The organism is Streptomyces sp. NPDC127117 (assembly GCF_042677325.1).
Lineage (GTDB): Bacteria > Actinomycetota > Actinomycetes > Streptomycetales > Streptomycetaceae > Streptomyces.
In genome coordinates this window covers 29,655-41,687 of sequence record NZ_JBHXTM010000014.1, presented here as the reverse complement: position 1 = coordinate 41,687, position 12,033 = coordinate 29,655, and the positions used below count along the sequence as shown (strand labels likewise).

10 protein-coding genes are annotated in these 12,033 nt (G+C 72.5%); 5 read left to right on the top strand and 5 right to left on the bottom strand.

The window, feature by feature from the left end; all coding sequences use genetic code 11:
* Positions 1–41: 41 nt before the first annotated feature.
* Complete coding sequence (locus tag ACFVH0_RS14870; protein ID WP_385820107.1) at positions 42–965, bottom strand: sirohydrochlorin chelatase; 924 nt, start codon at positions 963–965, stop codon at positions 42–44.
* Between the two features lie 119 nt (positions 966–1,084).
* Entirely contained in the window at positions 1,085–2,161 is a 1,077-nt protein-coding gene (locus tag ACFVH0_RS14865; RefSeq protein ID WP_385820105.1) for an N-acetylglucosamine kinase, read from the bottom strand.
* Between the two features lie 144 nt (positions 2,162–2,305).
* Between ACFVH0_RS14865 and ACFVH0_RS14860 the strand changes: the two genes are divergently transcribed.
* Entirely contained in the window at positions 2,306–2,983 is a 678-nt protein-coding gene (locus ACFVH0_RS14860) for a uracil-DNA glycosylase (RefSeq protein ID WP_385820103.1), read from the top strand.
* 80 nt (positions 2,984–3,063) lie between these two features.
* On the opposite strand, the gene ACFVH0_RS14855 is transcribed toward ACFVH0_RS14860, so the two are convergent.
* Positions 3,064–5,910, bottom strand: a complete 2,847-nt coding sequence (locus ACFVH0_RS14855) for a hypothetical protein (protein WP_385820101.1) — start codon at positions 5,908–5,910, stop codon at positions 3,064–3,066.
* Between the two features lie 245 nt (positions 5,911–6,155).
* Complete coding sequence (locus tag ACFVH0_RS14850; RefSeq protein ID WP_385820099.1) at positions 6,156–7,244, bottom strand: WD40/YVTN/BNR-like repeat-containing protein; 1,089 nt, start codon at positions 7,242–7,244, stop codon at positions 6,156–6,158.
* Between the two features lie 213 nt (positions 7,245–7,457).
* Here ACFVH0_RS14850 and ACFVH0_RS14845 point away from each other — a divergent pair, with 213 nt between their 5' ends.
* Complete coding sequence (locus tag ACFVH0_RS14845) at positions 7,458–8,174, top strand: cupin domain-containing protein (RefSeq protein ID WP_385820097.1); 717 nt, start codon at positions 7,458–7,460, stop codon at positions 8,172–8,174.
* On the opposite strand, the gene ACFVH0_RS14840 is transcribed toward ACFVH0_RS14845, so the two are convergent.
* On the bottom strand, positions 8,162–8,698 hold the full coding sequence (locus ACFVH0_RS14840; RefSeq protein WP_385820095.1) for a GNAT family N-acetyltransferase: 537 nt from the start codon (positions 8,696–8,698) through the stop codon (positions 8,162–8,164). The two genes, ACFVH0_RS14845 and ACFVH0_RS14840, sit on opposite strands and share 13 nt — an antisense overlap.
* 140 nt (positions 8,699–8,838) lie before the next feature.
* Here ACFVH0_RS14840 and ACFVH0_RS14835 point away from each other — a divergent pair, with 140 nt between their 5' ends.
* From ACFVH0_RS14835 to ACFVH0_RS14825, 3 genes are all read left to right on the top strand, one after another.
* Positions 8,839–9,624 carry a methyltransferase domain-containing protein gene (locus ACFVH0_RS14835; RefSeq protein ID WP_385820093.1) on the top strand — a complete coding sequence of 262 codons (786 nt, stop codon included), beginning with the start codon at positions 8,839–8,841 and terminating at the stop codon, positions 9,622–9,624.
* Positions 9,625–9,756: 132 nt separating this feature from the next.
* Positions 9,757–10,146, top strand: a complete 390-nt coding sequence (locus tag ACFVH0_RS14830; protein ID WP_385820091.1) for a hypothetical protein — start codon at positions 9,757–9,759, stop codon at positions 10,144–10,146.
* A 71-nt stretch (positions 10,147–10,217) separates the two neighbouring features.
* A complete protein-coding gene (locus ACFVH0_RS14825) occupies positions 10,218–11,315 on the top strand; it encodes an NADH:flavin oxidoreductase/NADH oxidase (protein WP_385820089.1) in 1,098 nt (365 codons plus the stop codon).
* Positions 11,316–12,033 lie beyond the last annotated feature (718 nt).

Sequence of the window (12,033 nt, the reverse complement as noted above, 5' to 3'; positions counted from 1 at the left end):
AACCGGGCCCGTACGGCGATTCGTGGAGCGTTGTGCCGGGGTCAGTGCGCCTGGGCGCCCTGCGGCGCCACGGGCGTGATGCCGAGCGTCGTCATGTACATCGACAGCACGAGCTTGCCGATCGCCGGGTAGGCGCCGAGCGGCTCGGCCGTCGAGCAACCGGCCTCCTTCGCGGCGGCGTCCAGCAGCCCCTCGGCCACCTCCGGGCCAACCAGGTACGGGGCCACCGCGAGCTGCACCGAGCCGGAGCTCGTGAGTTGCTCAGCGATCGACGCGACCGAACCCTCGACATCGAGCGCCGCGGCCATCACCGGAACCGCGAGCCGGGCGGCCAGCAGCATGCCGGTGATCCCGGCGGCCTGCACGGCCTCGTCGCCGCCCACCGTGGCCAGCACGATGCCGTCGGCGGCCGTGGCCACCGTGAAGAGCCTTGCACGGTCGGCGCGGGCCAGACCGGCCTCGGAGAGCCGTACGTGCAGCGCCTCGGCGAGCAGCGGGTGCGGGCCGAGCACATCGGTCAGCTCGACCTGTGTACCGCTGTCCATCACGGCCTGTCGTATCCGCCGGATCAGGGCGCTGTCCGGCCCCGCGAGCAGCGGCACGACGACGGCGGACGGCCCCTCGGGCGCGGCGACCTCACGGCCCGCGGCCTGCGCCTGCTCGTAGCGCGCGACACGCTCGGCGGCGCAGTGGGTGAGTACGGCGGAGAGCGCCGGGTACTCGGCATCGTCGCCGTCGAGGTAGCCGATCCGGGCGTTGAGGCCGGGCAGCTCGGAACGGGCGATGCTGATCACCTCTTCGGCCAGACTGCGCGTGGCCGAGGAGGGGGTACCGGGAACGGCGAGAACGAGCGCGGCAGCGCCCTCGGGTGCGACCACGGGCTCCGGGCGGCGGTGCCGTCCGGACTGGCGAGGTCGCGGCATTCGTACAGGCAGGCCGGAAGCGGGCCCAGTGGGGGTGCTCATGGCGCCGCATGCTACTGGTTTTGGGTGGGGCTCTGTTCGGGGAGGGCCCGGACAGGCGTTATCTGTCCACTTTTATCCGATGAGCGGCTTACTGGTCGACTGTCCCGCTCTGTCGCCACCTATTCTGGCTGCTGCTCAGGTCCTTCACCAGGCACCCGGAGCAGCGTCGGGTGGCGGGGCAGCCGCAGATTTCCGGTCGCCAGCGCTTGCGCGATGGACAGCGCACCGGTCAATGGATCACCCGAACCGGGGACCGCTCGTGCCTGCGGGAGCTGCCGGGCAAGCTCCTCGCGCAGCGGTACCAGCAGCGGATCGCCCATCCGGAACAAGCCGCCCGTCAGCGCCACTTCGCACGGCTCGCCGTCGGCCCCCGCCGCCGGGCACACCGCCGCGGCGGCCTCCGCGACATGTGCCGCGGCCTCGCGCAGAATGCCCGCGGCGACCGGATCGTGCCCGGCGCACGCGGCGACCTCCGGCGCGAACGAGGCCAGTACGGCAGGCCGGTCGGTACGCGGGTAGAGCAGCCCGGGCAGCTCCGGCGCCGGCCCGAACACCGCCTCCAGCCGGGACAGCAGAGCCGCGGATCCGCCGCGACGTCCGTCATGGGCGCGCATGGCCGCGTCGAGTCCGGCCCGGCCGATCCAGGCTCCGCCGCCGCTGTCGCCCAGCAGATGCCCCCAGCCGTCGGCCCGGCGCCAGTCCGTCAGGTCCGTGCCCAGCGCGATCATGCCCGTGCCGGCCGCGACGACTGCCCCCGGGCGCTGACCGACCGCCCCCGCGTACGCGGTGACCGCGTCGGCGGCCAGAGCCAGTTGCCGTACTCCGAGCGCGTCCTCCAGGGCCGACGGCAGCTCCGCGCGCAGCTGCCCGCCGAGCGTCGCCATGCCGGCGGCGCCGATCGCCACGGCATCGATTCCGGCACTGTCCTTGCCTCCGCACCGCTCCAGCAGCCGGCGGGCGGCGGGCAGCAGTTGCTCCAGCAGATGGCCCGCGTCGATTCCGGCCGGTCCGGTCCGCACCGGGGCGTCGCAGGCCGCCGTCGCCAGGGGAGCGGACCGGCCGACAGCGCCCAGTGCCACACGCAGCCCCGAACCGCCCGAGTCCACCCCGAGCACGTACGGCCCCGATGCGGCCGGCGTCCCGCCCGGACGCGCGTCGGCGCCGGTGCTTACCGGCGATCGCCGCGGTGAACTCATGGGCCGACTCCAGGGAGGAAGACGAATGACGGCGGCAGCCTATCCCCCCGTCGTGCGAGAACGGGCCGGGGGAGGTGGGAGTTCGGCAGCTCGGACCGGGTGCGGGCCGGGGGCGGACCGTTTACGCCGGTAGAGTGACGTTCTGTGGCACCACGACCGTTGAATGAAGTAGTCGAGCCCGGCTGGGCCGAGGCACTCGCACCCGTGGCCGGACGCATCGCCGCGATGGGCGATTTCCTGCGTGCGGAGGTGGCGGCAGGGCGCACCTATCTGCCGGCCGGAGCGAATGTTCTGCGCGCGTTCCAGCAGCCCTTCGACGACGTACGCGTCCTGATCGTCGGTCAGGACCCCTACCCGACACCCGGAATGGCGATGGGGCTGAGCTTCTCCGTGGCCCCCGAGGTTCCCCAGGTGCCCGGCAGCCTGGAGAACATCTTCCGGGAACTCCACACGGATCTGGGGCTCCCGCGTCCGTCGAACGGCGACCTGACGCCCTGGACGCGGCAGGGTGTACTGCTGCTGAACAGGGCACTCACCACGGCGCCCCGCAAGCCGGCCGCGCACCGCGGCAAGGGCTGGGAGGAAGTGACCGAACAGGCCATTCGGGCCCTGGCCGCACGCGGCAAGCCGCTGGTGTCCGTGCTGTGGGGGCGCGACGCCCGTAACCTGCGGCCGTTCCTCGGCGACTACCCGGCGATCGAGTCCGCGCACCCCTCGCCCATGTCGGCGGACCGCGGATTCTTCGGCTCGCGCCCGTTCAGCCGCACCAATGAACTCCTGCTGCGCCAGGGGGCCCAGCCGGTCGACTGGCAACTGCCCTAGAAGGCATGACGCGGAGCGGCACCGGCCCCTTCCACGGAGCCGGTGCCACTTCCACTACGTCATGCGCCGGGTGTCCCGGTTCACGGTGCGTCGCGCACCGTGCCGGTGAACACCGGTCCCTTCTGCGGTTCCCAGGAATCGTCGAAGGTCATCAGCTGCATCCGCAGTGATTCCTCGGGCTCCTTCAGCCCGTCACGGACCGTGGGCACGGCCACCTCGGCACTCAGTTTCCCGGCGGGCACGACGGCGAGCAGGAACGACGGCTCGGACACCTTGGACAGCGGCCGGGCAGGGGCGGGCGACTCACCGAACGTGTCCCCCAGCCATGTTCCGTCGACGTCCAGGGTGGACAGCTCCGCCCCGGCGTCGACCGGCTGGATCTCGAAACCGGCGGAGTCCATGTCGACATCGGCGGCCGCCGAGAGCGAGATCTTCCAGCGCAGACTCTGCCCCTCGGTGACATGGTCCGCGACCGGCTTCACCTCGACCGTGGGCATCGCATCGTCGTTCTGTACGGTCAGACCGCCCAGATGGGAGCCGACGACCGCGCCCCGGACCGCCTTGACGAACACACTGTGCGTGATGTCGTAACCGAAGCGGGTGTTGCCCCGCACCTCGACCGGCACATCGAAGTCATGGCTGCCCGGACGCACCGTCACCGTCCGGTATCCGGGCTTGTCCTTGCCCGGATCGGTGACGAACAGCCTGACCCGGCCGCTGCCGTGCCCGGAGACCCGCACCGGAACGCGGTAGGTCCGGACCCCCGAATCACCTTCCGCGACCTTCAGATGGCCGATGTCCACGCGCGGCAGCGAGGCCGCCCGGACCTCGGGCGTACCGGGGCGCCAGCCCCAGGCGTCGACCAGCCATGCCTGCCCCGAGCCGCTTCTCGGAGTCAGCTCCAGGCTCTTCACGTGCTTCAGGTCCACCTTGCTCCGCACGGCGGCGGAGAGCGGTACGCGGATCTCGCGCCCCCAGTAGGAGGCGGTCCGGTCACTGCCCGGCAGGCCGTCGATCCGGGCGCCGCCCAGCGTCGCCCGCCGGCCCGAGGTGTCGGTGAGAGCGATGTCCAGCCGGGTGCCGGTGGTGTTGGGCGGCACGATCAACCGGAGCGCCAGCGCATCGGCACCCGCCACGGACACCGGACGTGCGGGACGGATCCTGACCGCTCCGCCCGGCTTCGACCAGCGCATCGCGACCGCGTGACGGCCGGGCTCCCGCGCGGTCTCCCACATGGCGAAGTGCGGGGAGACGGCAGACCCTTCGGGCGGCAGACAGGCACGGCCCGGATCGGGGTCCACCTGCGCGCACACCCGGCCGCCCGTCACGGCCATCGAGGTGTCCGGCAGGAACGCGGGCGTGCGCTTCCCGCCTACCGCGTGGGTCAGCACACGGGCCGCACCGGCCGAGGGCGCACGCCGGTCCGAACCGTCCAGCAGCGGGCGTACGCGGTCGTCACCCGCGACGAACAGCCGGGCCGCGGCGGCGATGTACGTGGCCCCGGCGGCCTGCTGCGAAGTGGCGGTGAGACGGGCCTTCTTGCCCGGCGTGCACACCGGGTCCGGGGTGTCGCCGTCCCAGAAGTCGTCGTCGGCGGGCGCCTCCGCCTGCCCCGGCGTCCATTCGCTGTTGAAGAAGTTGTGGTTGGCGCCGACCATGTAGACCGCGCTGTGCAGTGCGGCGCCACGGCTGATGCCTCGGGTGCCGTCGACGTAGATCTGGCCCTGGAGGTCGGACACATCGCCGTCACAGCCCGGCAGGATGGTCATGGACGGCACGTCGGGAACCGGGTTCTGACCGAAGACGGTCGGGCCGATCAGGACGGTGCCGCGAATGCGCCAGCGCACCGGGCCCCGGTAGCCGTCCTGGTCCGCGGGCGGCCGGGAGAGGCTGTCGAGCGCGGCCCGGTTGACGCCCTCGCCGCCCCGGGAGTGGCCGACGAGCAGCACCCTGGACATGTCCGCCGGCGGTGCGGCACGCACGGCCGCGGGCGCCGAGGACCGGTGGGTGGCCCAGTCCGCCCAGCGGGCGAGGTGCAGTCGCACCAGGGACGAGCGCGCCTGGGCGCCGCCGTCGTCGGCGGCATCGTCCTGCCCGTTGATCCCGTTGGCCGAGATGGACACCGTGACGTACCCCTGGGAGGCCAGGAGCTTCTGGTCACGCAGATAGCCCCGATGGCTCGGCACCGGCCGGGTGCCGGCCTCACAGGGCCAGGACATGCCCTGGTCACCCTTGGCGTTGAAACACGTGTAATGACGGCCGTGCAGGAACAGCGCGAGCGGCCGCCGTCCCGGTGCGCCGACCGGTGACACCACCTCGGCGCGCATCTCCACCGGGGCGCCGAACCCGGGCAACCGCACCGACTTCAGGGCGTACTCACCGCTGACGGTCCGGTACTTGCCCGGTACGCCGGGGTCGACCGGGTTCGCGGGAAGGGGAGCCGTCGGCTTCGCCGCCCCGGCGGCTCGCCGGGCGTCCGGGGACCGACGGGCTCCGGCCCCGTCGAGCCGCCGGCCGCCCGCCAGCGCCTTGAGACCGGCCACCGGTCCGAGGCGTATGCCGTCGAGCTTCAGGCGGAACGTACGCCGGTCCTGCGCGGCGACCGGCCGGCCCAGGAGCCGGTCCCCGGAATGGAACTCGACCCGGGCATCGCCCATGGGCACCGGGTCGGGCGAGGTCCAGACGAGCTGCTGCCCGGCTCCCGTCCCGGTGACCCGCCACCCCGCGGGAAGCCGGCCGTCCGGCTCTCCCCGCGAAAGGGAGGCGGCGGATATGGAGGCGAAGGATATGGATTCGGCGGAATGCTGAGTGTGTGCCGGCTGCGGCGAAGCGCGTGCCGACTCCGACCATCCCACGGTCAGGGTGAGTACCGCCAGCGCGGCGGTAACCGTGCGCGAGACACGGATCAAGGTGGTCCTCCTGGTCATCGGCCTTCTCGAACTCCCCAGAGATTCCTGGGGCCCCCGCTCCCGGAGGACGGAGAGCGAAGCCCGGGGGTTGCCTCAGGCCGCGTCACATGGCGCGGAACTGCTGCCTCGGGGAATCGAGTTGGACCGATGACCGGCGGGAACCGGCCAGGTGGCGGCACATGGCCGACCGGGGCACCGGGCGGTCACGTGTCGGCGCGCCGCAGACCGGGGCGCGCACGGCCGGGCGCACCCGCTGCCGGTGGTCAGCCGTCGAGCACCGCCGCCCGCACGCACAGGACGTCCGGCAGATGGGAGGCGAGCTGCTGCCAGCTGTCCCCGTCGTCCGCGCTCGCGTACAGCTCGCCGTTGCGGTTGCCGAAATAGACCCCCGCCGGGTCGGCGTCGTCCGTACAGAGCGCGTCGCGCAGCACCGTGCCGTAGTGCGTCTCCGCGGGCAGGCCGGTCGACAGCGGCTCCCAGGTGCGGCCCGCGTCGCCGGTGCGGAACACCCGGCAGCGGTGCTCGGCGGGCACCCGGTCGGCGTCGGCGTTGATCGGGAAGATGTACGCCGTGTTCGCGCGGTGGGGGTGCGCGGCGGCGGCGAAACCGAAGTCCGAAGGCAGGCCCCGGCCGATGTCGGTCCAGTTGTCCCCGGAGTCGTCACTCCGGAACACTCCCCAGTGGTTCTGGAGATAGAGCCGGTCGGGATCGACCGCGTCCCTCGCCACCTTGTGGACGCACTGGCCGAACTCCGGATCCGGTTCGGGGAGGAAGACCGCGGACACGCCCTTGTTCGACGGGGTCCAGCTCGCGCCGCCGTCCTTGGTGCGGAACACCCCGGCCGTGGAGACCGCGACGGTCACGGCACGGGCGTCCCTCGGGTCCGTCAGGATGGTGTGCAGCCCCTCACCGCCCCCGCCGGGCTCCCATTTCGAACGCGTCGGATGCTCCCACAGCGGGCGGACCAGCTGGAACGACTCCCCGCGGTCCTCGGAACGGAACAGCGCGGCGGGCTCGGTGCCCGCGTACACGACGTCGGGCGCCTCGGAGCCCGCCGGATGCAGCTGCCAGACCCGCTCCAGCGATGCCCCGGTGAACCGGGGGAACTTCACCGCCGGTTGTCGTGGTTCGGCCCAGGTGCTGCCCAGATCGTCCGAGTGGAGGACCGAGGGGCCCCAGTGCGCGCTGTCGCCGCCGACCAGCAGCCGTGGGAGCTGCCCGCGGGTGTCGATGGCGACCGAATAGATCGCCTGGGAATTGAAATGCGGGCCGTCGAACTCCCACGTGCCGCCGCGCCTGCGGCCGATGAAGAGTCCCTTGCGGGTGCCCACGGTGAGCAGTACATCGGTCATGGCCGAACCTCCCGAAACGCCGTTGTGTCGGATATCGGCCAGTGTGCACCCGACCACTGACAGTGGCCCGCAGGGCAGCCCTGACACCTTGCACTGTTGCGTCCCGGCCGGCGCGGGTACGGTTCAGCAGACGTGGAAAGCGCTTGCCGAGCCGTATGCGAATTCCGTGCGAATCCCCATGCCGCCTCATCGCGGAGAGACCGAGGAGCAGCTGTGCCGACCTTCGAAGGGCTGCCCGGCGCCGTAGCCGTGTCCCACCTGCGGGTGTACGACTGGCCCACCGCGGACGGGCTGCGCGGCGGGACGCCCCATCTCCACCTCACCTGCTCCGAGGGGTACGTGGTGGTCGGCGGCACGGGTTCGGTGCAGACCCTCACCGCCTCGGGGTTCCGGCAGACGCCGTTGGCGCCGGGCGCGCTGGTGTGGTTCACACCGGGCACGATCCACCGGCTCGTCAACGAGGACGGGCTGCGCATCGTCGTCCTCATGGAGAACAGCGGGCTGCCGGAGGCGGGCGACGCCGTACTCACCCTGCCGCCGGACCGGCTGGTGGACCCCGAGGTCTACCGGGCGTCGGTCGCCCTGCCGGTCGACGGCTCGGAGGCGGATCAGGAACGGGCGGCCCGCGCCCGCCGTGATCTCGCCATAGAGGGCTTCCTCGCCCTGCGCCGGGCCACCGAGGCGGGCGACCCCGAGCCGCTCGCCGCGTTCCACCGGGCCGCCGCCGCGCTCGTACGCCCGAAAGCCGAGGACTGGCGTGGGCGCTGGGAGCGGGGGGCCGCCGCCGCCTCCGAGGTGACCGGCGCCCAGCTCGACGCCGTGGCGCGCGGCGACGGCGGCTACCTGGCCGACGCCTGCGTGCACGCCGAACAGCCCTCCGCGCACGGAAAGTTCGGCATGTGCGGCCGTCTGGACGTCTACCGCGGCTGACCGGCCCCGGCGGCGTCGGACTCTGCGGATCGGGTCAGCACCCGGGTCGTGCTGCCGTCGTCCTCCACCGTGTCCCGTACATGCCGGAAACCGATCCGGCCCAGCAGCGCCAGCGAGGCGGTGTTGTCGGCGGCCACCGTGGCGTGCACCTCGTTGAGCCCGAGCGTGTCGAACCCGTAACCGGTCAGCGCCTGCGCGATCTCCGTGCCGAATCCCTGCCCCCACGCCGTGGCGGCCAGGGCGTAGACGATCTCGTGGCCGCCCACGCCGGTGGAGGGCTTGATCTCCGCGTGGCCGACGAACCGGTCCTCGTGCCGGACCGCCCAGACATCGAACAGGTCCTGTGCGTACACCTTGCTGAAGATCCGTCCGAACAGGGCGCGGTCCTCCGCCTCGGCCTGCGGTCCTTCCCCCAACCAGCGGGAGACCAGGGTGTCCTGGAAGAGCGCGACGAAGTCCTCCTCGTCGTCCGGCGTGTACGGCACCAGGCGCAGGCGTGCGGTGTGCAGGGCAGGGGTGGTCATGGCCGGTGACGGTACGCAGGCCCCCGGGCGGCCCGCAACGCAATAGCCGTATCGCGTGACGCGGTGAGCGACGACACCGGCGGGATTCGAGAACCGCCCGAAGGAACCCCCGGTCCGGCGGATTTGTTTGACTGGCGGCCATGACCTCATCAGTGTTCGAGACCGCCACGCCCGACGCGTTCGTCTATCTCGACCGGGTCGCCGCGACCGAGCTGGGCCGTTCGTACAAGAAGCGCATGCTCGACGAGCTCGCGATCCGTCCGGGCGAGACGGTGGTCGACCTCGGCTGCGGCCCGGGCACCGACCTCGGCACGCTCGCCGAGGCCGTCACCGCGACCGGCACGGTGATCGGCGTCGACCACGACCCGGCCGCGGTCGATGTCGCCGGGGACCGCACCGCCGGGCGGAGCAATGTGACCGTTCGGGTCGGTGACATCCACGAGCTGCCGCTGCCGGACCACAGCGTCGACCGGGCCCGCACGGACCGGGTTCTCCAGCACGTCGCCGATCCTGTCCGAGCGCTCGGCGAGGCCCGGCGTGTGCTGCGGCCGGGCGGGCGGCTCGTGATGGCCGAGCCGGACTGGGAGACCCTCACGGTCGACCATCCCGACGGCGGTCTGTCGCGCGCCTACACCCGGTACGTCACGGACGAAGCCGTGCGCAACGCCCGGGTCGGCAGCCGGCTCGCCCGGTTGGCGGCGGATGCGGGATTCGCGGTGCCGGAGGTCGTCCCGTTCACCCCCGTCTTCCGGGATGCCCGGGCCGCCGACCGGATTCTCGGCCTGGAGCGGACCACGCGCCGCGCCGTGGACGCCGGATACTTCACCGGGGAAGCGGCGCGACGCTGGCTGGACCACCTCACCGACGGCCCCTTCCTGGCCGCCGTGACGTTCTACGTCGTCGTGGCCGAGCCGCAGGGCGCCTGACGCCGGCGGTGCCGCCCGCCCGGAGAGCTTCGAGCCGTACCGGGCGGGCGGCAGGGCCGCACCGGTGGGACGGAGGGGACAATCTGCGGGGGGGAAGGAAACTGCCGGCCGGGCGAAAGGAAGCGTGGAGCGATGACGAGCGGGATCGAGGACACCGACGGGCATGCGGCAACCCTGGCGGTGAACCCTGTCGGAGTGCGGGTCGGGATCAGGGCCGAGGCGCCCTCGGGTGAGCTGTCGCTGGTCTGCACCCCCGCCCGGGCCCGGGAGCTGGCGGCAGCGCTCGCCCTCGCGGCGGACGAGGCCGACAGTGCGCGGACGGCGGAGCCCGTCACCGTCAAGGCGCGTGAGCTGCGCCGAGGGGACGTACGGGACGGTGACCGGGCCATGACGGTGGACGACGTCAGGGTCGACGGCGCCACCGTCCATGTCACCTGGAAGTCGGGTGCCGGGCGCAGCTGGACCCAGGGCTATGACGCGGACGCCGACATCACGCTCCGGGTTGTACGAGACCCATCGTAATTTGACGGGTGTCGTACTACGGGATGTATCGTACTAGCGATCCTTCCGTACCCGTCGAAACGGAGTCCGACGTGAGTGCCCTCTTCGAGCCCTACACCCTGCGGTCGCTCGTCATCCCCAACCGGGTCTGGATGGCGCCCATGTGCCAGTACAGCGCCGCACCGGACGGGCCGGACCAGGGCGTCGCGACCGACTGGCACTTCGCCCATCTCGCGGCGCGCGCCATCGGCGGCACCGGGCTCATCCTCACCGAGGCGACGGCCGTCAGCCCCGAGGGCCGGATCAGCCCCGGCGACCTCGGCATCTGGAACGACACCCAGGCCGCCGCCCTCCGCCGGATCACGGCGTTCATCAAGGGGCAGGGGTCCGTCGCCGGCATCCAGCTCGCGCACGCCGGTCGCAAGGGTTCCACGGCGGCCCCCTGGCTGGGCGGCGACCCGGTCGGGCCGGAGGCGCACGGCTGGACGCCCGTCGCCCCCAGCCCGCTGCCGTTCGATGACGGCCACCCCGTGCCGCACGAGCTGACCGTGGACGGGATCCGGGAAATCGTCGACCGGTTCCGCGAGGCCGCGCGCCGCGCCGTCGACGCCGGGTTCCAGGTCGCCGAGGTGCATGGTGCCCATGGATACCTCATCGGGCAGTTCCTCTCCCCGCACAGCAACCACCGCACCGACGAGTACGGCGGCAGCTTCGAGAACCGCACCCGCCTCGCCCTGGAGGTCGTGGACGCGGTACGCGAGGTCTGGCCGGAGGAGCTGCCCGTCTTCTTCCGGATCTCCGCGACGGACTGGCTCACGGAGAACGACGAGGACGACCGCGAGGGCTGGACCGCCGACGAGACCGTACGGCTGGCCGCACTCCTCCAGGCCCACGGGGTCGACCTGCTGGATGTCTCCAGCGGCGGAAACGCCCCGCGCGCCCGAATCGAGACCGGGCCGGGCTACCAGGTTCCCTTCGCCGAGCGGGTCAGGGCCGAGACCACGCTGCCGGTCGCGGCAGTGGGCCTGATCACCGAGCCGCAGCAGGCCGAGAAGATCCTCAACGAGGGGCGGGCCGACGCCGTCCTACTCGGGCGCGAACTGCTGCGCAGCCCGTCGTGGGCCCAGGACGCGGCCCGCGAACTGGGCGGTGAACTCCGCACGCCCGAGCAGTACCACCGCGCGGTCTGAGGACCCGCACCGCCCCGGCCCGGCCGGCTCCGCACGACGTGAAGCGTCACGGGGCCCCGGGCCGGGGTCTCTTGCCGGAGCCGCGCCCCACCCCGTGCCGGGGGAGGAGGTGGAGCCGGCGAAGGGGCCCGTCGCGAGAACGAAGAAGGCGAAGGTGTCGAGGCGTCACAGCCCCGGACGCTCGGACGCGCTGACGTGCTGGATGCCGTGCGCCGCGTACCAGTTGGCCGCCGGATCGGTCACCATCACCGTGCACATGAGGTCCACACCGGCCCGCCGCCCGCGCAGCGGGAGCAGGGCCGCCGCCGGGGCGGGGACCGCGAACGAGGACCAGTACAGGTTCAGCCGGTCGGGGGCCCGGTCGTTGGGGGCGCAGACCGTCGTGGAGAAGGCCGGCGAGGTGCGAGGCGGTACCCACGAGGGCCAGGACCGCGACGTACAGCATCACGAGAGCGACCACCCACCATGGCGGGCGGCCGGTGCATCCCCTCACGCGGCCGGTCCATCCCTGCATGCCTCCGATCGTCCCGGGGGCCGGATGCCGAGGTGCCGACGGGGTGGTTCGGGCCGGTGCCCGTCTTCCCTTCCCCGTAAGGGAGTTCGGCCTGTCGTGACGCGATTGCGGCCCTTCGCAGAAACCGCTCGACGACGTCTTGCCGCTCGCGTCACACCGCCTATATAACGTTGTAAACCGAGCCGCCCGGCGGCTGATGCATCG